Origin of the sequence: Amorphoplanes friuliensis DSM 7358, assembly GCF_000494755.1 — a bacterium.
In the GTDB taxonomy this organism is placed as follows: domain Bacteria; phylum Actinomycetota; class Actinomycetes; order Mycobacteriales; family Micromonosporaceae; genus Actinoplanes; species Actinoplanes friuliensis.
In genome coordinates this window covers 7,589,536-7,610,880 of sequence record NC_022657.1, presented here as the reverse complement: position 1 = coordinate 7,610,880, position 21,345 = coordinate 7,589,536, and the positions used below count along the sequence as shown (strand labels likewise).

The following is a 21,345-nucleotide window of genomic DNA, read 5'->3' as shown; positions in this document are numbered from 1 at the left end:
GGAAGGTCGGCCGGGGTCATGAGCCGGATCCGGCGAAGGAGGTGATCGGGATGCCGGCGGCGGTGAGCTTGGCGTGGACCGCGCGGGCCATGCCGACCGCTCCCGGGGAGTCGCCGTGGACGCAGATGGAGTCGGCCTCCACCTTGATCACGGTGCCGTCGACGGCGACCAGGGTGCGGTCGGTGACCAGACGGAGCATGCGGTCGGCGACCTCGGCCGGATCGTGGAGCAACGCGCCGGGGTCGCGGCGGGAAACCAAAGTTCCGTCCGGGTGGTAGCCGCGGTCGGCGAAGGCCTCCCGGACGGTACGCAGGCCGGCCTCGTCCGCGAGGTGCAGGAACACCGAGCCCGGCAGGCCGAGCACGGGCAGGTCGGGGTCGTAGCGGCGGACGGCGTCGACCACCGCGGCCGCCTGCTGCTCGTGGTGGACGATCGTGTTGTAGAGGGCGCCGTGCGGCTTGACGTAGAGGACGCGGTCGCCGGCCGCGCGGGCCAGGCCGTCGAGGGCGCCGAGCTGGTAGATGACGTCTGCGACGAGGTCGGGGGTCTCGTAGTCGATGAAGCGCCGCCCGAAGCCGGCCAGGTCGCGGTATCCGACCTGGGCGCCGATGACCACGCCGGTGGCGACCGCCCGTTCGCAGGTGGCCAGGAGCGTACGCGGGTCGCCGGCGTGGAACCCGCAGGCGATGTTGGCGCTGCTGACCACGTCGAGCATGGCGGTGTCGTCGCCGAGCCGCCAGGTGCCGAAGCCTTCGCCGAGGTCGCTGTTGAGATCCATGCCGGTCTCCCTGTTCAGGTGGTGAGGATCAGAAGGTGTCAGCCGGCCAGGTAGTCGAAGATCGTGCGGGCCGAGATGATGCCCATGTACCAGGTCAGTGCGGCCACGACCGCGCCGAGGACGAGGAGCCACATCGGGTACGCGTACCCGCGGAGGAGCTCGCGCCGGCGCCAGGCGGCGTACAGGAGGATGGTGAACCCGATCGGGAGGATGAGCCCGTTGAAACCGCCGGCGAAGACCAGCAGGGCCGACGGTGCGGTGCCGAGGGCCAGGAAGATCGCCGTGGAGACCGCGATGAAGGCGACGGTGGCCCAGGAGCGCGGGCGTCCCTCGGCGAGGCGTTTGGAGAAGGCGTCGAAGAACGAGACCGAGGTGAAGGCCGCGCCGACGACCGAGGTGATCGCGGCGGCCCAGAGGATGACGCCGAAGGCTCGCAGGCCGAACTCGCCGGCCGCCGACTCGAAGGCCTGGGCGGTGGCGTTGCCCTTGGTGTTCAGCGCGACGCCGCCGGAGACGACGCCGAGGATCGCCAGGAAGAGCAGGAACCGCATGAGGCCGGTGACGGCGATGCCGGTGAGGGCGCCGCGGGTCACCTCGCGGGTGTGCTCGGGCCCGGTGGTGCCGCTGTCGAGCAGGCGGTGCGCACCGGAGTAGGTGATGTAACCGCCGACCGTGCCGCCGATGATCGTGGTGATCGCGGCGAAGTCGATCTCATCCGGCCAGACGGCCTGCTGCAGGGCCGTGCCGACCGGTGGCCCGGAGACGATCGTGACGTAGAGCGTCAGCAGGATCATCACGATGCCGAGCACGATGAGCAGCCGGTCCATCGCCATCCCGGCCCGCTTGACCACGAAGATCGAGATGGCGATCACGGCGCTGATCAGGCCGCCGATCTTCGGGTCGAGACCGAGCGCCGCGTTGAGGCCGAGGCCGGAGCCCGCCACGTTGCCGATGTTGAAGACGAGCCCGCCCAGGATGACCAGGGCGGCCAGCAGGTGTCCCGCGCCGGGCACCACCGCGTTGGCGATCTCGTGGGCGCGTTTGCCGCTGACCGAGATGATCCGCCAGATGTTCATCTGGACGACGAAGTCCACCAGGATCGACATCAGGATGCCGAAGGCGAACGCGGCGCCCAGCTTCGCCGTGAAGGTGGTGGTCTGGGTGATGAATCCGGGACCGATGGCGCTGGTCGCCATCAGGAAGATCGCGCCGATCAGCGCGGTGCGGCGGGTGCGGGCGGGTGTGGTGGTTTCGGTCGACATGGGCACTCCTCGATCGGGGTAGTTCGATTGGAGGCACCCCTGACGCTAGGGATTGTTCAACGATCGCACAAGAGTTGTTGAACAATCTGCGATTACGCGGACGTTAAAACCTGCCACACGCTCGTCCGGCGGACCGGGACGCTCTCCAGCGCCTCGATGACCGGCACGTCGTAGGTCGCGCGGCGGATCATCCCGTCGGTGGGGAGGTACGCCCGCCCCGGATCCCCGACCAGCACCAGCGCGCCCCGGCCGGCGGCCTTGCGCAGGAACGGCAGCACCCGGCCGGTCATCTCCCGGCTGTAGAAGACGTCGCCCGCCAGGATCACGTCGGCTTCGGCGTACCCGGTGGAGAGGAGGTCTCCCTCGACGGTCCGGACCCGGACGCGGTTGGCCTCGGCGTTGGCCTCGGCGGCGGCGAGCGAGAGCGGATCGATGTCGTTGGCGGTGACCGGTCGTGCCCCGGCGCGGGCCGCGGCCACCGCGACCAGGCCCGACCCGGTGGCCAGGTCCAGCACGGCACGGCCGGAGACCAGGCCGGGATCGTCGAGGAGGTGCCGGGCCAGCGCCTGCCCGCCGGCCCAGGCGAACGCCCAGAACGGCGGCGGCTGTTCCCCGCCCGCCTCCTCGGTCCGCTCCCAGAGCTCGATCGGCTCGTCGGCCTGGTGGAGCACGAGCTCGGGGAGGAAGGGAACGGGGGCGAGCCGCGTGTTCGCGCGGACGAAGTCGGTGGACACGTACCGATTCTGCTCAGTTGGGAAGACACGGGACCGATCAGGGGGCAGCGTCACCAGTACACCGTCACGAGAGGAGCAGCATGCCGACACGGTTGGCAGCCGCCCTCTTCGGCGCCTGGATGGTGGTGCTCGGCGTGACGTTCTACGCCGAACCCGCCTGGCAACTGCCCGTACGCCTGCTCGCCGGGCTGTCCGCGGTGCTGGTGATCGGCACCGGGATCCGCCGGCAGCGGCCCGATCACCGCGGCCCCTGGCACGTGCTGAGCGCCGCTGTGGTCCTCTCGGTGGCCGGCACGGCGGTTTTCACGGCCGGTCCCGCGGCCGAGCGGGCCGTCTCCCACCTGCATGCCATCGGTACGGGCATCCTGCTCGTCGTCTACCTGCTGCTCGCCACCGTGCTGTTCTGGTTCGTCCGGTTGCGCACGGGCGGGCGCCGCGACCGTGGCGGCCTCCTCGACGCTCTCACGCTGACCTCGGCCGTGGCCCTGCTGGCCTGGACGTTTGTCATCGGCCCGCACCTGCGCGACACCGACCTGACAACCATTGAACGCTGGATCTCGGTGGCGTTCACGGTCGGTGACCTGCTCTGCCTCGCCCTGCTGACCCGGCTGCTCACGGTCTCGGGCCGGGGTGTCCGCGCCGCCGGCTGGCTGGCCGTGGGCATCCTGGCGATGCTCCTCGCCGATGTCGGCTTCAACCTCGTCGCCGTCCGTGAGGACCTCGCCTACCTGGCCGCCTTCGGCCGGATCCCCCTGTACGCCGCGGCCGGCCTGGCCGCGCTCAGCCCGACGATGGCCGCGCTGACCCGTCCCGCCGCCGCCCCCACGGCCGAGCTGGGCCGGATCCGGCTGGCCCTGCTGGCCCTGGCCTCGCTCGTCGCACCCGCGGTGCTGGTCTTCCAGGTCCGCGTCGACGGCGAGGTGCCCGATCTGAACGTCGTCGCGGCGCTCAGCGCCTGCACGTTCCTGCTGGTCCTGGCCCGGATGGCGGGCATCATGGGTAGTCACCGCCTGGCGATGGCCCGTGAGCGTGGTCTGCGGGAGGCCTCGGCCGCCCTGGTCTCGGCCGCCGACGCGGACGAGGTCGGTGACGCCGTCCGTACGGCCGTGGCCCAGCTGTTGCCCGCGGACGTGCCGCACCGGGTGGTCCTGGCGATGGCGTACACCGAACCCGAGGAGCCGGTCTCGCCGGAGACCGCCGCGCAGTCCGACCACGACCGCAGGACCGGTACGGCCGCCGGCCTGGTCGCCACCCGGGACGTCGACTGGGCCGTCGCGGTCCGGTTGACGCAGTTCAACACTGTGCTGCGCTGCCCGCTGGTGCTCCAGGACCGCCCGACCGGCGACCCGCTCGTGGGTGTGCTGCACGTCGGCGGCCCGACCTGGGCGCTGCTCGGCCTGCAGCGGGCCCTGGAGGTGCTGGCCAGCCAGGTCGCGCTCGCCCTGGAACGGATCGCGCTGAGCAACGAGGTGACCCGCCGCAACAGTGAGGCGTACTTCCGCACGCTGGTGCAGAACACCTCGGACGTCATCCTGATCGTCGACGACGAGGACCGGGTGCGGTACGCGAGCCCGTCCGCCGTCCACGTGCTCGGCGGCGACCCGGTGGGTGCGCGCCTGCCGGACATCATCCACCCCGGCGACCGTCCGCGGCTCGCCGACGTGCTCAGCGCCGTCCGCGGTGGTGAGGGCACGCAGGAGGGGCTCGACTTCCGTGCGGTCGGGCGCCGGCGTACCGAGGTGATGCTGGAGATGCACTGCCGGGACCTGCGCGCGGACCAGACCGTCGCCGGGCTGGTCGTGACTTTGCGCGATGTCACCGAGCGGCGTCAGCTCGAGCGCGAGCTGACCCACCAGGCGTTCCACGACTCGCTGACCGGCCTGGCCAACCGCGTGCTGTTCGCCGACCGGTTGCAGCACGCGCTGGCCCGGGGCGCCCGGGACGGTTCGGTCGTCGGTGTGCTCTTCATCGACCTGGACGACTTCAAGATCGTCAACGACACCCTGGGTCACGCGGTCGGCGACCAGCTGCTCATCGCGGTCGCCGAGCGGATCTCGGGCGCGTTGCGGGCCGACGACACCGCGGCCCGGCTGGGCGGCGACGAGTTCGCCGCGCTGGTCGAGAACGTCCAGGACCCGGGTGCGGTCGAGGAGACGGCCACCCGGATCCTGGCCGCGCTGGCCGAGCCGATCATCGTCGACGGCGAGCCGCTGCAGGCCGTGGCCAGCATCGGCATCACCACGACCCCCGAGGCCGACACCGCCGACGCGCTCCTGCGCCAGGCCGACCTCGCCCTGTACGTCGCGAAGGGCGCCGGCAAGAACCAGTGGCGGCGCTACCAGTCGCACCTGCACGACGTCATGGTCGAGCGGCTCGAGCTGCGGTCCGCGCTGGACCACGCCGTCAACGAGGGCCACTTCCTGCTGCAGTACCAGCCGATCGTCGACCTGGACACCGACGAGGCGGTCGGCTTCGAGGCGCTGGTCCGCTGGCACCACCCGACCCGGGGTGTCATCGCGCCGGACCAGTTCATCGAGGTCGCCGAGGAGAGCGGGCTCATCGTGCCGATGGGCCGCTGGGTGCTGGACCAGGCCCTGCACACGGTCGCGCAGTGGCGCCGCATCCTGCCGCGCACCCGCCAGCCGTACGTGAGTGTCAACGTCTCCGTCCGGCAGTTCCGCCAGTCCGGGTTTGTCGAGCAGGTCCGGGCGTCGCTCGATTACGCCGGGGTGCCGCCGCAGGCGCTGATGCTGGAGATCACCGAGACCCTGCTGATGGGTGACGACGAGCAGATCTGGGCCGACCTCGCCGTGCTGCAGGAGCTGGGTGTCCGCATCGCGATCGACGACTTCGGCACGGGGTACTCGTCGCTGAGCTATCTGCGGCAGCGCCCGATCGACGTCCTGAAGATCGACAAGACCTTCATCGACGACATGATCGGCAGTGAGCAGCAGCTCGCCCTGGTCGCCGGCATCGTCAGCCTCGCGCAGACGCTGAACCTGACCGTCGTCGCCGAGGGCATCGAGGACGCGACCCACCGGCAGCTGCTCGCCCGCCTGGGCTGCCCGCTGGGCCAGGGTTACTACTACTCGGAGCCGCTGGACCCGACCGAGGCGCTGGCCTGGCTCCGCAACCCGCTGCCACTCGCCGCCGCGTGAGTGGACGGACTCCTGCGCACGCTGTGACCAGGAGAAAGTCCGAGTTTTCCGCCTGACCCCAGCAAATTGCCAAAAGGCCAGAAACGGCTATCGGCCGCGCGCCAGGATTTCGGGTGTCATATCCACACCCGAAAGGAAAAACCATGCGACGTGCAGGCCTACTCATCGCCGGAATGTTCCTCGCCACCGGCGCCGGCCTCGTCCTGTCCACACCCGCCTCGGCCGCCGTCAGTCACAACGGCAACGCCGTCGGTGCCTCACACGGGCACGATGACGACGACGAATGCTGGGACGACGACTGGGCCGACGACTTCGGTGAGGTCTGGTGGCATCACCGGCACCACCACCACGGTCACGGTCACGGCCTCGGGGTGTCCATCGGCATCGGTATCGGCATCGGCCACTGATCGGCAGGACCGGCCCGGGCGGCCCGTCTCAGTACGGGTTGCCCGAGCCGGGCAGCCGTCCACGCAGGACACCGCCGAGACGGCCGGGCAGCGAGGGATCACCGGACAACGGCGGGCTCTCGGTGTGGGCCCGGGCCGCCATGCCGGCGACCAGTTCCTTGAGCGTGTGCACGGCGTCGACCAGCGGACGCCAGCCGAGCTCGGAGGCAACGCGGTCACAGGACATCAGCGGCGCCTTGAGACCGAGGCGGACCCAGCCCACGTCGACGGGCTGCAGCCGCAGCCGCCAGGTCAGGTCGGCGGCACCCCGCAGCAGCAGATCCGGCACGGGGATCTCCTTGCCGTGGAAGACTCTCGCCGCAACCGAGGGATCCAGCACCGGTCCTGCGGCCACATTGAACGCTCCGCGCACGTCACCGAGCAGGGCCCGCGCGTACGCGTCAGCCACGTCGTCGGCGTGCACCGCCTGGACCCGCAGGCCGGGATTCGAGGGCACGAGCGGGATCCGCCCGAACCGGAGCAGCCGTGCGGGCAGCAGCGGGCCGGCGAAGTAGCGCCCGATCTCGGTGCCGACCTCCCGCTGGAAGATCAGGCCCGGGCGCAGGCGGACGATCCGCAGCGTCGGATGGTCGGACTCGACCCGGTCCAGCAGATCCTCGACCAGCACCTTGTGCCGGCTGTAGGAGGAACCGGGCACACCGTGCCGCGGGTACGCCTCGGTCACGTACGCGTTCTTGGGGCCCGGCGAGTAGACGCCGACGGACGACGCGAAGAGCAGCGACGGCACCCCGGCGTTCAGCGTCGCCTTGACGACGGCCTGGCTGCCCAGGACGTTCGTGCGGAACAGCAGCCGCTGGTCGTGGCTCGGCTGGATCTGCCAGGCCAGGTGCACAACCGCGTCGGCACCGCGGAACACCGCGGCGAGCTGCTCCTCGGCCCCGGGCGCACCGATGTCGCAGGAGTGCCACTCCACGCCGGCGTACGTGCCGGTCTCCTCGGGCAGCCGGCGCACCACCCCGGCCAGTTCCATGCCCGGCTCGTCGCGCAGCCTCCGCAGCAGGGCCGTACCGGCGTTACCTGTCGCTCCGACGATCACCACTCGCATGCTTCAGGCGTACCCGGGGGGCCGCGATTGAACCCCGGGGCCGCGGGTACGCCCCGGCCATGGATCTCGTTGTCAACGGTGTCGGGCACCGGCTCGACCTGGACCCGCGTACCACACTGCTGGACGCCCTCCGGGAACATCTGCAGCTCACCGGGGCGAAGAAGGGCTGTGACCACGGCCAGTGCGGTGCCTGCACCGTGCTGCTCGACGGCCGTCGTGTCAACAGCTGCCTGATCCTGGCCATCAGTCAGCAGGACGCCGAGGTCACCACCGTCGAGGGGCTCGGCACCGGTGACAACCTGCATCCGGTGCAGCAGGGTTTCCTCGACCGCGACGGATTTCAGTGCGGCTACTGCACACCCGGGCAGATCTGCTCGGCGGTGGGGATGCTCGACGAGGTCGCTCAGGGCCGGCCCAGCGCAGTGACCGACGGCGAGATCACCCTCGACGACGCCGAGATCCGCGAGCGGATGAGCGGGAACCTGTGCCGCTGCGGGGCGTACGCGAACATCGTCCCGGCGATCGCCCAGGCGGCCGGCCGATGAAGACCTTCGACTATGCGCCCGCCACCGACGTTGCCGCCGCGGTCGCGCTGGCCTCCCAGGGCGGACGGTTCCTGGCCGGCGGCACCAACCTGGTCGACCTGATGAAACTCGGTGTGGAGACCCCGGACGTGCTCGTCGACATCGCCAGGCTGCCGTTGCGCGAGGTCACCGAGCTTCCGGGCGGCGGGCTGCGGATCGGCGCCGGGGTGCGCAACAGCGACCTCGCGGCGCATCCGGTCGTCCGCCGCGACTTCCCGGTCCTGAGCCAGGCGCTGCTCGCGGGCGCGTCCGGGCAGCTGCGCAACATGGCGACGACCGGCGGCAACCTGCTGCAGCGCACCCGCTGCCGGTACTTCATGGACATGACCAAACCCTGCAACAAACACGCGCCCGGTACGGGGTGCCCGGCCCGGAACGGTGACCACCGCAACCTGGCCATCCTGGGCGCCTCGGAGCACTGCGTGGCGACACATCCGTCCGACATGGCCGTCGCCCTGGTCGCCCTGGACGCGATCGTGCAGATCACCGGCCCGGACGGGGACCGCAGTCTGCCGCTGACCGAGCTGCACCGGCTGCCCGGCGACACCCCGCACCTCGACACCGTGCTGACGGCGGGGGAGCTGATCACCGCTGTGGACGTTCCGGCGCTGGGGTTCGGGGGCGTCTCGGCGTACCGGAAGGCGCGTGACCGGGCGTCCTACGCTTTCGCCGTCGGATCGGTGGCCGCGGCTCTGCACGCCGAGGACGGTGTCGTGCGCGATGTCCGGCTGGCCCTCGGCGCGGTGGCCCACAAACCGTGGCGGGCGTTCGTGGCCGAGGAAGCCCTGCGCGGCCGCCCGGCGAACCGCGAGTCGTTCCTGGCGGCCGCCGACGCCGAGCTCGCGGCGGCCCGGCCGTTGCGCGACAACGGCTACAAACGCACGCTGGCCCGCAATCTGGTGGCGACCACGTTGGAGCGGCTGACGGGAGAGCGCGCATGACCACCACCTTCTCGTCCGCGGTCGGACAACCGCTGGCCCGCATCGAGGGCCCGGCCAAGGTCACTGGCGCGGCCCTCTACGCGGCGGAATACCCGGTCGACGGTCTCGCGTACGCCTGGGTGGTGCAGTCACCGATCGCCCGGGGCACCCTCAACGCCGTGGTCGTCGACCCGACAACCGAGGACAACGACGTGATCGCCGTGCTCTGGCACGGCAACGCCCCACGGCTGGAGCCGGCGGACGATCCCGAGCTGGACGTGCTGCAGTCCGAGCACATCAGTTACCGCGGCCAGGCGATCGCGCTTGTCGTCGCGCGGACGCTCGAGGCGGCCCGGCGGGCGGCACAGGTCCTCGACCTGGACCTCACCGAGGAGCCCCACGACTCGCTGCTGACCGCCGACCATCCGGAGCTCTACACCCCGGAGAAGGTCAACCCCAGCTTTCCCGCGGTCACGGACACCGGCGAGTTCGAGGCGGCCTACGCGGCCGCGCCGGTCACGGTGGACGTCACCTACGAGACGCCGGCACTGCACAACAACCCGATGGAGCCGCACGCCACCACGGCCGTCTGGGAGGGTGACAGCCTGGTCCTCTACGACTCCAACCAGCACCCGCCGGGTGTCGCCGCGGCGGTCGGCAAGGTCTTCGGTCTCAGCGCCGACCGCGTCCACGTCATCACCGAGCACGTCGGTGGCGGCTTCGGCTCCAAGGGCACGGCCCGGCCGAACGCGGTGCTCGCGGCGCTGGCGGCCAAGGTGGTCGGCCGCCCGGTCAAGCTGGCGCTGCCCCGCCAGGCCATGTTCAGCATGGTCGGCCACCGCACGCCGACGATCCAGCGGCTGCGGCTGGGTGCGCAGACCGACGGCACCCTGACCGCGATCGGCCACGACGCGGTCGAGCAGACCTCGCGGCTCTTCGAGTTCGCGGAGCAGACCACGGTCGCCACCCGGCACATGTACGCCGCGGCGAACCGCCACACCGGACACCGCCTCGTCCGGCTCGACATGCCGACCCCGCGCTGGATGCGGGCGCCCGGTGAGGCCCCGGGCATGGCCGGCCTGGAGTGTGCCCTGGACGAGCTGGCCGAGAAGCTCGGGCAGGACCCCGTCGAGTTCCGCATCCGGAACGAACCTGCGGCGGAGCCCGAGACCGGTAAGCCGTTCACCAGCCGCAACTACGTGGCCTGCCTGCGGGAGGGTGCCACCCGTTTCGGCTGGGCCGATCGTGATCCGCGGCCCCGCGCCCGCCGCGAGGGCCAGTGGTGGATCGGCACCGGCGTCGCGGGCGCCACCTACCCGACGATGGCGCAGCCCTCGACGGCCCGGGCCCGCCGTCTGGGCGACGGCCGGTTCGAGGTGGCGATCGCCGCCACCGACCTCGGCACCGGCGCCCGGACGATCCTGACCCAGATCGCCGCGGACGCGCTCGGTGCGCCCGCCGAGGCGGTGACCCTGCGGATCGGCGACAGCACCCTGCCGATGGCCTCGGTGGCCGGTGGTTCGTCCGGCAGCGCGTCCTGGGGCTGGGCGGTCACCGGCGCCTGCACCGAGCTGCGCGGGTCCGGCCGGGACGAGGCCTTCTTCGACAGCACCGAGCTGGTGCAGCAGCAGGAGAAGGACGGGAAGCACGCCTACGGCGCCCACTTCGCGGAGGTCCGGGTCGACGCCGACACCGGTGAGGTCCGCGTCTCCCGCCTGCTCGGCGTCTACGCCGTCGGCAAGGTCCTGAACCCTCGTACGGCCCGCAGCCAGTTCATCGGCGGCATGACGATGGGCATGGGCATGGCCCTGCACGAGGAGGGTGTCCTGGACCCGGCGATGGGCGACTGGGTCAATCACGACCTCGCCGAATATCACGTCCCGGTGCACGCGGACATCGAGTCGATCGAGGCCACCTGGATCGAGGAGGAGGACACGACGGTCAACCCGATGGGCAGCAAGGGCATCGGCGAGATCGGCATCGTGGGCTCACCGGCGGCGATCGTCAACGCCGTCTGGCACGCGACCGGCGTCCGCGTCCGGGACCTCCCGGTCCGCCTCGACAAGCTCCTCCCGCACCTCTAGGGGGTGTCTGGTGGATCACGGCGAGTCTGCGGCGAGGTCCAGGTTTCGCGTCGCCAGTGGGCCGGAAGGTCGCATACCGGTGTTGTATGTGGCCTTTCGGACCGCGCAGCGAGGCGGAAGCTGGGCCCGGCGCAGGCCGTCGTGATCCACCAGACACCCCCTAGTAGTGCTTTGTCATGGTCCTCTTCCCGCGCGGGTTTTTCGTTGCGGAAAGCGGGTTTGGCAGGTCGGGCAGGTGCCGATGAGGCGGGCCAGCAGGTGTTGCAGGCGTCGGAGTACGGCGTAGAGAGTCATTCCGGCGCACGGGTTTTTGGGTCCAGGCGTTGCAGGGTGAGAAACGCGTGAGCGGCGGAGACCAGGGTGGTGTGGTGGTGCCAGCCTTGCCAGGTGCGGCCTTCGTAGTGGTCCAGGCCGAGCCCGGTTTTGACCTCGCGGTAGTCGTGTTCGATGCGCCAGCGCAGCTTGGCCTGCCTGACGAGGTGCCGATATGGGGTCGTGGCGGGCAGGTTCGACAGCCAGTAGCGGGTCGGTTCCGGCTCGCCGGGTGGCCATTCGGCGATCAGCCACCGCACGGGCAGGTCTTCGTCGAAGCCGACGGCCCGGCGATGCACCAGGCTGGCGGGACGCAGCCGCAGGAACACGAAACTGCCGCCCATCTTCCGGGCTTTGCCGGCCCGGCGGCGTGAACCCTCGCGCCAGGTGACCCTGCGAGTCGCGTCGCGGCCGGCGGCCAAGACGTGGGTTTTGAGGCCGGGTGCGGCTTGCCGGTAGATCAGCGGCGGCCGCCGGCCAGCACCCTTATACGGGGGTGAGGTGCGCTGGGCGTCGATGGTGAAAGCGGTATGCGCGCAGTTCACGCCGACGACGTAGCTCAGGTTCCGGTCCTCGAGACCTTGGCGGAACTCAGCGGCGTCGCCGTAACCGGCATCAGCGACGATCAACGGCGGCGTCAGCCCCCACCCGCGGGCTTCATCGATCATGTCCATGCCCAGACGCCACTTCTCGCGATGCACGACGTCGTCCGGCATTCCGGTTTTGCGGCGGCGCTCGGGGGTCTCGGAGGTGGCCTTGTCGCTGGCCGGGTCCCAGGACTCGGGAACGAACAGCCGCCAGTCGACCGGGCACGACGCGGTGTCGGTGACCAGGTTCAGGCTGACTCCGATCTGGCAGTTGGTCACTTTCCCGGCCGTGCCGGTGTATTGCCGGGTCACACCCACCGACGCGGTACCGTATTTGAGCCAGCCGGTGTCGTCCAACGCCCACGCAGCCGGGACGATCGCCTCGTCCATCCGCACCGCCAGCCGTCGGCGCACCAACGCGGCATCCCACGGACTGTTGGTGACGAAATGGTTCAACGCCTGTTCGTGCGGCCCGGCAAGCCGGGCCGCCATCGGCTGGATCGACTTGCGACGACCGTCCAACATCAGACCGCGCAGGTAATGCTCGGCGCGCTCCTGCCACCGCGACCTGGTCAATGAAGCGAACACATCCGCCACGAACGCGTCCAGATCATCGGCCAGTTGCTGAACCTCAGCAGTGTCCATCCCTCCAGGACACCAAGATCAGCATTGATATGTCACCGTCACCCACCCAAAAGATGACAAAGCACTACTAGGACTTGCGGGCGGCCTTCCCGGCGAACGACCGGTCGGTGACCTGGGGGAGTGCGCTCGCCGCGGCCATGGCCAGGCGATACCGGAAGGGCACCACGATCCGCCGCCGGGGGCGGCGGATCGCCTTCTCGATCGCGTCCACCACGATCTCCGGGCCCGGCATCCGCCCCTTCCGGTACGCCGTGAGCTCCGTGGCGATGTGTCCCGGCTCGATCAGGGTCACGCCGATGCCGGTGCCGGCGAGCTCCCGGCGCACGGAGTCGTTCATGCCGCGCAGCGCGAACTTCGTCGCGGAGTAGGTGCCGCTGATGCCGATCTCACCGGCCACCGAGCCGATGTTGATGATCGAGCCGGAGCCGGCGGCGCGCATGCCGGGGATCACCGCACGCATGAGCCGGATCGGCGCGAGCAGATTGACGTCGACCATGGCCGTGACGGTGGCGTCGTCGGTCAGCACGGACGGCGAGCCGCCCACACCGGCGTTGTTGATCAGCACGTCGACCCGGCCGGCCCGGTCGGCCAGGGCGGTGATCTGTGCGGGGTCGGCCACATCCGTCGGCACGGCGACCGCGGTGCCGCCGGCCGCTTCGATCTCGGCCGCGACCTTCGCCAGCTCGGCCTCCCGGCGGGCCGCCAGCACGAGTGTCGTACCCGGCCGGCCGAGCCGTAGCGCTGCCGCCCGGCCGATCCCACTGGACGCACCGGTGATGATGACGACCGGCATACCGAACCTCCCGATAAAACCAGAAATCGACGTCGCCCGAGCGGCGACGCCGAATTCCCGCTGTGCCGTGAATCTATCGCTTGCTGTGGTACGCCTCGACGATCGAGCTCGGGATGCGGCCACGCTCGGAAACCTCGTAGCCGTTCTTGCTCGCCCACTCACGAATGGCCTGATTCTGGTCGCGGCTGGCGCGGCCGGTGCTTGCCGGAGCGGCGCCACGACGGGCGGCGCGGGCCTCGACACCGGCGCGGCCGACGCGTGTGGCCACCGACAAGTAGGGGTCGAGAGCCTTGCGCAGCTTGCCGGCGTTCTTTTCCGACAGGTCGATCGTGTAGTTAACACCGTCGAGTCCGAACTCGACGGTGCGGTCGGCCTCCCCGCCGTCGAGGTCATCGGTCAGAAGGGTAATTACCTGCTTGGCCATGATGTGGTTGCTCCCGTGACGGCGCCATTGTCTATGAGAATTACTGCTTATTCATTCTGTCCTCGGACGCGGGTGAGTGCAAATTGTCCGGCCTGCATGTCGCGTACGTCATCCGTCCCATTCGGGTACCCGGCCTGCGGGGAAGTGCCCAAAATCGGCCGGGGGGCCGCTCGGTGCGGGTGTCACCTCGACGAATGCACGAAACTTGCCCGCAACACTTCTCACGTCTGTCAATCTGTTGTACGTTGCGTGGGAGCGCTCCCACACTCCCCTTCCCCGGGGATCCCCCACCATCAGGAGCAGTCATGAGACGCCTCGTCCGCGCCGTCACGGCGGCCGCTCTGCTCGTCGCGGGTTCGATCACGGCATTTGTGGTCGCCGGTCCGGCACAGGCCGACACGCAGATCTGCGAGCAGTACGGGTCCACCACCATCGGCGGCCGCTACACCGTGATGAACAACCGCTGGGGCACCACCGCCCAGCAGTGCATCAATGTCACCGACAACGGTTTTGCCATCACCAGCCAGCAGGGCGTGGGCAACACCAGCGGAGCCCCGGTGTCGTACCCGGCGGTCTACCTCGGCTGCCATTACACGAACTGTTCCCCGGGCACGAACCTGCCGATCCAGGTCAGTTCGATCAGCAGCGCGAACAGCAGCATCAGCTACAACTACGTCTCCGGTGCCACCTATGACGCCGCGTACGACATCTGGCTCGACCCGTCGCCCCGCAAGGACGGCGTCAACGCCATGGAAATCATGATCTGGTTCAACCGTCAGGGCTCGATCCAGCCGATCGGCTCGGTTGTCGGCACCACCACCATCGGTGGCCGCAGCTGGCAGGTCTGGCAGGGCAGCAACGGTTCGAACAACGTCATCTCGTACGTCGCACCGTCGGCGATCAGCAGCTGGAACTTCAGCGTGCTCGACTTCATCAACGACGTGAAGAACCGCGGCGCGATCACCAGTGCGTGGTATCTGACGAGCATTCAGGCCGGATTCGAACCGTGGATCGGCGGCACGGGCCTGGCCGTCACGAGCTTCTCCGCATCGGTGAACGGTGGCGGCAGCACGACCCCGCCGCCGGTCACCACCCCGCCGCCCACGACCCCGCCGCCGGGTGGGACGTCGGCCTGCAAGGTCACCTATGCGGCTGACTCGTGGAGCAGTGGATACGTCGCCAACGTGACGGTCGCCAACACCGGCAGCAGCGCGATCAACGGCTGGACGCTCGGCTTCACGCTCCCCGCCGGCCAGGCGATCACCAACTCGTGGAACGCCACGCTCTCCGGCAGCAGCGGCGCGGTGACCGCCCGCAACGTGGCCTTCAACGGCAGCATCCCGGCCGGTGGCAGCACGTCCTTCGGCTTCCAGGGCACCTCCAGCGGCACCTTCACCACACCGGCCACCTTCACCCTCAACGGCGCGGCCTGCACTCGCGCCTGAGGGAGCCTGGTCTCGCCGGTCCTGACTCTCCTGCTGCGGGGCGGAAGTCGGGACCGGCGGGACCGGCCATCGAACGGCCCCGCCTCGTCACCGCTCAACTCGGTGGCGGGGCGGCTGGCGTGATCCGCAGGGCCGCCGGCGCGTGCGCCGGGACCGCGGGAGAGCGCGGTGCGACCGGATCCAGCCGCTGGTATTCCTGGCCGAGAGCCGGGCGCGGGTCGGGCTCACCGGCATTCGGCCACAACGACATCGCGCGCTCGGCCAGGGCGGTGATGGTCAGGGACGGGTTCACACCGAGGTTCGCCGGGATCACCGAACCGTCCACCACGTGCAGACCCGGACAATCGAAGACCCGCTGGTACGGGTCCACGACCCCGTCCTCCGCCGAGGCGCCGATCGTGACGCCGCCGAGGATGTGCGCCGTCATCGGGATGTCGAAGACGTCGCCGACCGAGCCGCCGGGGAAACCACCGATTTTCGTGGCCATCCGGCGTACCGCCTCGTGACCGACCGGGATCCACGTCGGATTGGCCGGTCCGTGGCCCGGGCCGGTGGTGAGACGCCCGCGGCGGGTCCGGCGTACCGTCAGGGAATTGTCCAGGGTCTGCATGACCAGCGCGATGATCGTCTTGTCGGACCACCGCCGGTTGGACAGTGACCGGAGCAGCTGCCCAGGGTGGCGCAGCGCCTGGCCGAGGAAGCGGACCGGCCGGGGCACCCGGCCGCCGCCGTCGACGAGCAGCGTCGTGAGCAGGCCCATCGCGTTGCTGCCGGGGCCGTACCGCACCGGCTCGATGTGCGTGTCGGCGTCCGGGTGGAAGCTCGACGTGATCGCCACACCGGCCGAGAACGGCTTGCCCGGCACCGACTTCGCCTGGGCGCCGAGCAGCGCTTCGGAGTTGGTCCGCGTCAGGGCGCCGAGCCGCGCGGACAGCTGCGGCAGGACCCCGGAGTCCTTCATGGCGTGCAGCAGCCGCTGGGTGCCGAGCGCGCCGGCCGAGAGCACCACCTGACGGGCGGTGAAGGTGCCCTTGGACGTCGTCAGCCGCCAGCCCTCCTCGACCGGTCGCAGCGCCCTGACCGTGGTGTCCGGGTGGATCACCGCGCCCGCCCGCTCGGCCAGGTAGAGGTAGTTGAGGTCCAGCCGGTTCTTCGCGCCGGTCCGGCAGCCGATCATGCAGTCGCCGCACTCGTGGCAGCCCGTCCGCGCCGGCCCGGCCCCACCGAAATACGGGTCCGGCACCGTCTTGCCGGGCTCACCGAAAAAGACACCCACCGGGGTACGCCGGAAGGTGCCCCCGACACCCATGTCCTGCGCGACCGACCGGATGACCTCGTCGGACGGGGTCATCGACGGCTGGACGGTGACACCGAGCATCCGTGACGCCTGTGCGTAGTGCGGCTCCAGCTCGCGGGCCCAGTCGGTGATCCCGGCCCAGCGCGGGTCGGCGAAGAACGGCGCGGGTGGCTGATAGAGCGTGTTCGCGTACACGAGGGAGCCGCCGCCGACACCCGCGGCCGAGAGCACCACGATGTCCTTGAGCAGGGTGATCCGCTGGATGCCGCGCAGGCCGAGCGCGGGCGCCCAGAGGAACGAGCGCAGGTCCCACGACGTCTTCGGCAGCGTCTCCGGGGTGAACCGCCGGCCCGCCTCGAGCACGCCGACCCGGTAACCCTTCTCCGTCAGCCGCAGCGCCGTGACACTGCCGCCGAAGCCGCTGCCCACGACGACGATGTCGTAGTCCGTCATCCCGCCAGCTCACCACGCCGGGCCCGTCAGAGCCAGGGGTGCCGGTCGCTCAGTCCCACCAGAACGACCAGGCGGCGGCGCCGGTCAGCTGCCGGGCGTAGATCTCCAGCGTCCCCGTGCCCTGGTCGATCTGGTCCGGGCAGAACGAGTAGTGCTCCGCCGCGACCTGGCGGGCGTGCTCGATCGTCCGCGGCGGTGCGGCCACGCTGAGGTGGAGCTCGCTCATGCTGATGCCCACCACCCGCACCCCGAAGCGGTCCTGCCACCCGCGGACCACTCCGGCGATCTCGCCGGTGTCGTTGGTGTAGTTGCCCGGCGCCCACCAGCCGAGGACCGGCAGCGCGTGGGCTCCGGAGGCGGCGGCCACCAGCGCGAGGCGCGTCTCCCCGGCCAGCAGCAGGGCCGTGAACGCCTCCGCCGCCCGGTCGGGGTCGGCTCCGGGAACGCCGGAAGGAGCCAGACCGGGCCAGGCCTCACCGTACGGTTCGAGCGAAGCCAGCGCCGCCGGGGCGAACTCGTGCCACCAGGTGGCCAGCAGCGGCCCGGTGGGGTGGCTGTCGGCCGAGGACATGCCGGCCGGGTAGACCTCGCCGCGCGCCCAGCGCCGGGGGTCGTTGCAGAGCAGCAGCGGCTGGAGCCCGGTCGTGGCCGCGCCGGCCCGCAGCTCAGCGACCAGCCCGGCCGCGGGGGCGGCGCCGCTGAGCCAGAAGGCGGGCGGCCCGCCGTTCTCGGGCGTGACCAGCCGCCCGTCCGGCAGGACCACGGGTGACTCGGCAACCAGCTCGGCAAGCTTCACCGGCCGCACGATAGGCGAAGGGTGCGACATTCGTCGATCTCAGCGTAGTTCGTCCGGGTTCGGGGCGAGGAGCACCTTGATGTGCGCGGTGCTCTCGGCGTCCGCGAACGCCTCGGCCGCCTCGGTGAGAGGACGGACGGCCGTGACGAAGTCGGAGGCGCGGACCGTGCCGTCGGCCAGGAGCGTCATCGCGTCCGTGTAGTCCTCGGGCAGGTAGGTCGCGCTGCCCTGGATCCGCAGCTGGCTGTCCTGCAGCAGGGCGAGGGGGATCTGGACGTCACCCGCCGGCACCCCCACGACCACCACCGTGCCGCCCTTGTCGGCGATCCGCAGGGCCTGCAGGGTGGTCGACTGCTCGGCGACGCAGTCGAAGACGACGTCCGCGCTCTCCCCGAGGGCGGCGCGGACCTGGTCGGCGGCATCGGTGGCGGTCGCGTCGACGACCGCGTCGGCCCCGAAGGCCAGGGCCCGCTCCCGGCTCCGCGCGGACCGGGCCGTCATCACCACACGGCCGGCACCGTGGGCCTTGGCGACCTTCAGGGTCAGCAGACCGATCGTGCCCGCACCGAGGATGGCCACCGCGCGGTCCTTCACGTCACCGGCCAGCCGGATCGCGTGCACCGGCGTGGAGACCGGCTCGATCAGGGCGGCCGTCCTGTCGTCGAGACCGTCCGGGACGACGTGCAAGCGGCGGACGTCGATCGTGAACTGGTCGGACATGCCGCCCTGCTCCGAGCCGCAACCGAAAAAGCCCAGGTTCTCGCACAGGTTCTGCCGGCCGGCGAGGCACTGCTTGCAGCTCCAGCAGGGCAGATCCGGCTCGACGATCACCCGCTGACCGACGCTCACCGCGGTCACGTCCGGTGCCACCTCGACGACCACACCGACAACCTCGTGACCCGGGGCGTACGGGGGAGTCACGTTCGGATGCCGCCCGCGCAACGCGTGGGTGTCCGACCCGCAGACGCCGGCGACGAGGGTCCGCAGCAGTACCTCGCCGGGTCCGGGTGACGGAACCGCCGCCTCGACGACCTGCACTCTGTCCGGGGTCACGACGACGCGCATCATGGCTGGAGGATAACCCCGGGTACTACGGTGAGCGGGTGCGTGCAGCGACGATGGCCGACATCGCCCGGCGCGCGGGTGTGTCCCGCATCGCGGTGTCCTATGCCCTGAACGGCCGCCCGGGTGTCTCGGCCGACCTGCGCCGCCGGATCCTCGGCATCGCCCGCGAGGTCGGGTACCGCGCGAACGGCCCGGCACTGGCCCTGCACGGTGCCGCCGCCCGCGCTGTCGGGCTGGTGCTGATGCGCTCGTCGGCCGCCCTCACGGTCGAGGTGTTCCGGCGGCAGCTGATCGCCGGCATCCAGGCCGAGCTGGCCGTCCGCGGTTTCGGCCTGGCCCTGCAGTTCGTCACCGGCCTGGACGAGGAGGCGCAGGTCTACCGGCGCTGGAGTGCCGAGCGGCGTGTCGACGGTGTGCTGATCTGCGACCCGCTGATCGACGACCCGCGGATAGCCGTCGTGCGCCGGCTGGGTCTGCCCGCCGCGCTGGCCGGGGGTACGCCCGCCGACGGCATGCCCGGCGCCTGGGTCGACGACACCGGCTGGACCCGCGACCTGGTCGAGCATCTGGCCGGGCTCGGTCACCGCCGGATCGCCCGGGTGAGCGGACCGGCCGGGATGGTGCACACGACGATCCGAGACGGCGCGATGCAGGCGGCCTGCGCCAAGCACGGCCTGGACCTCACCCTCGTCCGCGGCGACTACACCGGTGCTGTCGGCGCGACACTCACCCGTGAGCTGCTCGGGAGGGACGCCCGGCCGACGGCCATCGTCTACGACAACGACGTGATGGCGATCGCCGGGCTCGGTGTTGCGGGTGAGCTCGGTCTGGCCGTACCCGGGGAGTTGTCGGTCGTGGCTTGTGAGGACTCGCCGCTGTGCCAGGTGGTGGGGCCGCCCCTGACGGCGATCCGGCGGGACATCGCGGGTTACGGCAGCCTGGCGACCGCGCAGCTCTTCGCCGCGATCGAGGGGGAGCGGCCGCCACCCGTGCAGGCCGAGAGCGGACGTCTTGAGATCCGGCGCAGCACCGGCCCGGTCAGGCGTTGACGCCGAGCCGGACCGTGACGGTGTCGCCGACGTCGACCTCCTCGGCCTTCCGCACCCAGGCCTTCACCGGCACGATGTAGCGGCCGTCCTTGGGCCACAGCGACGTCGTCCACTCGGTGTCACCGATCCGGGCGGCGACCGGGATCATGCCCCAGCCGTAACTGACCACCGCGGAGGCCGCCTCCAGCTGCCCGCACTGCTCGTCGGGCACGGTGATGAAATGCCACGGCGCGGGCCCTTTCCAGAACCACACCTCGCCGCTGAACTCCAGGTCCATCGGATCAGGATAGGGGTGGCGGCGCGGTGCTGCCGCGGACGACGAGGTGGGCCGGCTCGTCCAGGCGGCTGCCGACCTGCTCACCGCCGATGACCGCGAGCAGCAGACGGGCGGCGTGTGACCCGTACGCGACGATGTCCCGGGTCAGGGCCGTCAGCGGCGGGTGGACGAGCCCGCAGACCGGCGAGTCGTCCCAGGCGACGATGGACAGCTCGGCCGGCACGGCGAAGCCCGCCTCCTGGGCCACGGCCAGCGCGGCGATGGCCATGATGTCGTTGTCGTAGACGATCGCCGTGGGCCGCGGGCTGCTGCGCAGCAGGTCACGGGTGGCCCGCGCGCCGGCCTCCCCGGTGTAGTCCGTCCACGACGTGGTGAACGAGGTGACGCCCAGCCGCTCGCACGCCTCGGCGAACGCCTGGGTCCGCGCGGCGGTGTGCGCCAGGCCGGCGAGACCGGCGACCCGGGCGATCCGCCGATGACCCAGCCCGGCCAGGTGCTCGACCGCCTCGGTGACCGACACGGCGTCGTCCGACCACAGGCTGGCGGTCCCGCCACCGGCCACCGGCGGCCCGACGATCACCGCCGGCAGACCGATCTCCTCGACCGCCGGCACCCGCGGATCGTCGGCGCGCACGTCGCAGAGCAGCACCCCGTCGACGCGGCCCTCGGTCCACCACTGCCGGTAGACGTCGATCTCCGCCGCGGTGTTGTCGTCCGGCACCATCTGCAGCAGCAACGCGTAGGAGCGCGTGGAGAGCTCGGCCTCGAGCCCGCTGATCAGCTCCATGAAAAACGGCTCGACCCCGAGCGTGCTCGCGGGCCGCTGCAGGGCCAGGCCGACCACCTTCGCCGGTGCACCCGCCAGCGCGCGGGCCGCCGCATTGGCCCGGAAGCCCAGGTTGTCGGCGATGGCGAGGATCCGTGCGCGCGTCGACTCGGAGACGCCGGGCCGGTCGTTGAGCGCGTACGACACGGCACCCTTCGACACACCCGCCTCCCGGGCGATATCGGCGATCGTCGGTCTCTTCACCCGCCTGACCTTAGGGGGTGTCCAGCTTGCGCATCGTGTTACGCAGGTAGCTCTTCACCGTCTCCGGGAGCAGGCCGAGCCGGCGGACCGCTCCCACGGCCACCCGGCACCGCGGCGGTGACCGGCTTGTGCGTCGCGCC

The 21,345-nt window shown here is 70.9% G+C and carries 19 protein-coding genes; 7 read left to right on the top strand and 12 right to left on the bottom strand.

Going from position 1 to position 21,345, the window contains the following annotated elements; all coding sequences use genetic code 11:
* Positions 1 to 16: 16 nt before the first annotated feature.
* The 3 genes from AFR_RS35005 to AFR_RS34995 all read right to left on the bottom strand — a co-directional run bounded on the left by AFR_RS35005 (position 17) and on the right by AFR_RS34995 (position 2,774).
* On the bottom strand, positions 17 to 778 hold the full coding sequence (locus AFR_RS35005) for a LamB/YcsF family protein (RefSeq protein ID WP_023561558.1): 762 nt from the start codon (positions 776 to 778) through the stop codon (positions 17 to 19).
* A gap of 38 nt (positions 779 to 816) precedes the next feature.
* Positions 817 to 2,040 (bottom strand): NRAMP family divalent metal transporter, encoded by a 1,224-nt coding sequence (locus AFR_RS35000; RefSeq protein WP_023561557.1) that lies wholly within the window; start codon positions 2,038 to 2,040, stop codon positions 817 to 819.
* Positions 2,041 to 2,132: 92 nt separating this feature from the next.
* Positions 2,133 to 2,774 (bottom strand): class I SAM-dependent methyltransferase, encoded by a 642-nt coding sequence (locus tag AFR_RS34995; RefSeq protein WP_023561556.1) that lies wholly within the window; start codon positions 2,772 to 2,774, stop codon positions 2,133 to 2,135.
* An 80-nt stretch (positions 2,775 to 2,854) separates the two neighbouring features.
* Between AFR_RS34995 and AFR_RS34990 the strand changes: the two genes are divergently transcribed.
* A complete protein-coding gene (locus AFR_RS34990) occupies positions 2,855 to 5,932 on the top strand; it encodes a putative bifunctional diguanylate cyclase/phosphodiesterase (protein ID WP_023561555.1) in 3,078 nt (1,025 codons plus the stop codon).
* A 143-nt stretch (positions 5,933 to 6,075) separates the two neighbouring features.
* A complete protein-coding gene (locus AFR_RS34985) occupies positions 6,076 to 6,339 on the top strand; it encodes a hypothetical protein (protein ID WP_148308170.1) in 264 nt (87 codons plus the stop codon).
* Positions 6,340 to 6,367: 28 nt separating this feature from the next.
* Here the strand turns inward: AFR_RS34985 and AFR_RS34980 are convergent, their stop codons facing one another.
* A complete protein-coding gene (locus AFR_RS34980; protein WP_041841375.1) occupies positions 6,368 to 7,444 on the bottom strand; it encodes an NAD-dependent epimerase/dehydratase family protein in 1,077 nt (358 codons plus the stop codon).
* Positions 7,445 to 7,503: 59 nt separating this feature from the next.
* Between AFR_RS34980 and AFR_RS34975 the strand changes: the two genes are divergently transcribed.
* From AFR_RS34975 to AFR_RS34965, 3 genes are read left to right on the top strand one after another with little or no spacing between them, the layout of a single operon-like run.
* Positions 7,504 to 7,989: a 2Fe-2S iron-sulfur cluster-binding protein gene (locus tag AFR_RS34975; RefSeq protein ID WP_023561552.1), complete on the top strand. Its 486-nt coding sequence runs from the start codon at positions 7,504 to 7,506 to the stop codon at positions 7,987 to 7,989.
* A complete protein-coding gene (locus AFR_RS34970) occupies positions 7,986 to 8,969 on the top strand; it encodes an FAD binding domain-containing protein (protein WP_023561551.1) in 984 nt (327 codons plus the stop codon). The genes AFR_RS34975 and AFR_RS34970 overlap by 4 nt, the downstream gene beginning before the upstream one ends.
* Positions 8,966 to 11,032 carry a xanthine dehydrogenase family protein molybdopterin-binding subunit gene (locus AFR_RS34965; RefSeq protein ID WP_023561550.1) on the top strand — a complete coding sequence of 689 codons (2,067 nt, stop codon included), beginning with the start codon at positions 8,966 to 8,968 and terminating at the stop codon, positions 11,030 to 11,032. The genes AFR_RS34970 and AFR_RS34965 overlap by 4 nt, the downstream gene beginning before the upstream one ends.
* A 290-nt stretch (positions 11,033 to 11,322) precedes the next feature.
* On the opposite strand, the gene AFR_RS34960 is transcribed toward AFR_RS34965, so the two are convergent.
* The 3 genes from AFR_RS34960 to AFR_RS34950 all read right to left on the bottom strand — a co-directional run bounded on the left by AFR_RS34960 (position 11,323) and on the right by AFR_RS34950 (position 13,793).
* Entirely contained in the window at positions 11,323 to 12,576 is a 1,254-nt protein-coding gene (locus AFR_RS34960; protein ID WP_023358104.1) for an IS701 family transposase, read from the bottom strand.
* Positions 12,577 to 12,643: 67 nt separating this feature from the next.
* The gene (locus AFR_RS34955; RefSeq protein ID WP_023561549.1) at positions 12,644 to 13,369 is read right to left on the bottom strand and encodes an SDR family NAD(P)-dependent oxidoreductase; all 726 of its coding nucleotides are present in this window, start codon (positions 13,367 to 13,369) and stop codon (positions 12,644 to 12,646) included.
* 73 nt (positions 13,370 to 13,442) lie between these two features.
* Positions 13,443 to 13,793, bottom strand: a complete 351-nt coding sequence (locus AFR_RS34950; RefSeq protein WP_023561548.1) for a histone-like nucleoid-structuring protein Lsr2 — start codon at positions 13,791 to 13,793, stop codon at positions 13,443 to 13,445.
* A 305-nt stretch (positions 13,794 to 14,098) separates the two neighbouring features.
* On the opposite strand from AFR_RS34950, the gene AFR_RS34945 reads away from it, so the two are divergent.
* Positions 14,099 to 15,238, top strand: coding sequence for a glycoside hydrolase family 12 protein (locus AFR_RS34945; RefSeq protein ID WP_023561547.1), 1,140 nt, complete (start codon positions 14,099 to 14,101; stop codon positions 15,236 to 15,238).
* A 94-nt stretch (positions 15,239 to 15,332) separates the two neighbouring features.
* Here the strand turns inward: AFR_RS34945 and AFR_RS34940 are convergent, their stop codons facing one another.
* The 3 genes from AFR_RS34940 to AFR_RS34930 are packed head-to-tail and all read right to left on the bottom strand — an operon-like array spanning position 15,333 to position 18,852.
* A complete protein-coding gene (locus AFR_RS34940) occupies positions 15,333 to 16,988 on the bottom strand; it encodes a GMC oxidoreductase (RefSeq protein WP_023561546.1) in 1,656 nt (551 codons plus the stop codon).
* A gap of 49 nt (positions 16,989 to 17,037) precedes the next feature.
* Positions 17,038 to 17,784, bottom strand: coding sequence for a DUF4253 domain-containing protein (locus AFR_RS34935; protein WP_052359539.1), 747 nt, complete (start codon positions 17,782 to 17,784; stop codon positions 17,038 to 17,040).
* A 39-nt stretch (positions 17,785 to 17,823) separates the two neighbouring features.
* Positions 17,824 to 18,852 (bottom strand): zinc-dependent alcohol dehydrogenase, encoded by a 1,029-nt coding sequence (locus AFR_RS34930; protein WP_023561544.1) that lies wholly within the window; start codon positions 18,850 to 18,852, stop codon positions 17,824 to 17,826.
* Between the two features lie 50 nt (positions 18,853 to 18,902).
* On the opposite strand from AFR_RS34930, the gene AFR_RS34925 reads away from it, so the two are divergent.
* A complete protein-coding gene (locus tag AFR_RS34925) occupies positions 18,903 to 19,898 on the top strand; it encodes a LacI family DNA-binding transcriptional regulator (protein ID WP_023561543.1) in 996 nt (331 codons plus the stop codon).
* On the opposite strand, the gene AFR_RS34920 is transcribed toward AFR_RS34925, so the two are convergent.
* Together AFR_RS34920 and AFR_RS34915 are read right to left on the bottom strand one after the other, a co-directional pair.
* Positions 19,888 to 20,175 (bottom strand): DUF1905 domain-containing protein, encoded by a 288-nt coding sequence (locus AFR_RS34920; RefSeq protein WP_023561542.1) that lies wholly within the window; start codon positions 20,173 to 20,175, stop codon positions 19,888 to 19,890. The genes AFR_RS34925 and AFR_RS34920 overlap by 11 nt on opposite strands.
* A gap of 4 nt (positions 20,176 to 20,179) precedes the next feature.
* Entirely contained in the window at positions 20,180 to 21,205 is a 1,026-nt protein-coding gene (locus tag AFR_RS34915) for a LacI family DNA-binding transcriptional regulator (protein ID WP_023561541.1), read from the bottom strand.
* Positions 21,206 to 21,345: the final 140 nt, after the last annotated feature.

What these genes read in the sequence shown, in the direction of transcription:
- AFR_RS35005 (WP_023561558.1), bottom strand. Translation starts at nt 778, where the DNA reads ATGGATCTCAACAGCGACCTCGGCGAAGGCTTCGGCACCTGGCGGCTC.
- AFR_RS35000 (WP_023561557.1), bottom strand. Translation starts at nt 2,040, where the DNA reads ATGTCGACCGAAACCACCACACCCGCCCGCACCCGCCGCACCGCGCTG.
- AFR_RS34990 (WP_023561555.1), top strand. Translation starts at nt 2,855, where the DNA reads ATGCCGACACGGTTGGCAGCCGCCCTCTTCGGCGCCTGGATGGTGGTG.
- AFR_RS34985 (WP_148308170.1), top strand. Translation starts at nt 6,076, where the DNA reads ATGCGACGTGCAGGCCTACTCATCGCCGGAATGTTCCTCGCCACCGGC.
- AFR_RS34980 (WP_041841375.1), bottom strand. Translation starts at nt 7,444, where the DNA reads ATGCGAGTGGTGATCGTCGGAGCGACAGGTAACGCCGGTACGGCCCTG.
- AFR_RS34975 (WP_023561552.1), top strand. Translation starts at nt 7,504, where the DNA reads ATGGATCTCGTTGTCAACGGTGTCGGGCACCGGCTCGACCTGGACCCG.
- AFR_RS34970 (WP_023561551.1), top strand. Translation starts at nt 7,986, where the DNA reads ATGAAGACCTTCGACTATGCGCCCGCCACCGACGTTGCCGCCGCGGTC.
- AFR_RS34965 (WP_023561550.1), top strand. Translation starts at nt 8,966, where the DNA reads ATGACCACCACCTTCTCGTCCGCGGTCGGACAACCGCTGGCCCGCATC.
- AFR_RS34960 (WP_023358104.1), bottom strand. Translation starts at nt 12,576, where the DNA reads ATGGACACTGCTGAGGTTCAGCAACTGGCCGATGATCTGGACGCGTTC.
- AFR_RS34955 (WP_023561549.1), bottom strand. Translation starts at nt 13,369, where the DNA reads ATGCCGGTCGTCATCATCACCGGTGCGTCCAGTGGGATCGGCCGGGCG.
- AFR_RS34950 (WP_023561548.1), bottom strand. Translation starts at nt 13,793, where the DNA reads ATGGCCAAGCAGGTAATTACCCTTCTGACCGATGACCTCGACGGCGGG.
- AFR_RS34945 (WP_023561547.1), top strand. Translation starts at nt 14,099, where the DNA reads ATGAGACGCCTCGTCCGCGCCGTCACGGCGGCCGCTCTGCTCGTCGCG.
- AFR_RS34940 (WP_023561546.1), bottom strand. Translation starts at nt 16,988, where the DNA reads ATGACGGACTACGACATCGTCGTCGTGGGCAGCGGCTTCGGCGGCAGT.
- AFR_RS34930 (WP_023561544.1), bottom strand. Translation starts at nt 18,852, where the DNA reads ATGATGCGCGTCGTCGTGACCCCGGACAGAGTGCAGGTCGTCGAGGCG.
- AFR_RS34925 (WP_023561543.1), top strand. Translation starts at nt 18,903, where the DNA reads ATGGCCGACATCGCCCGGCGCGCGGGTGTGTCCCGCATCGCGGTGTCC.
- AFR_RS34920 (WP_023561542.1), bottom strand. Translation starts at nt 20,175, where the DNA reads ATGGACCTGGAGTTCAGCGGCGAGGTGTGGTTCTGGAAAGGGCCCGCG.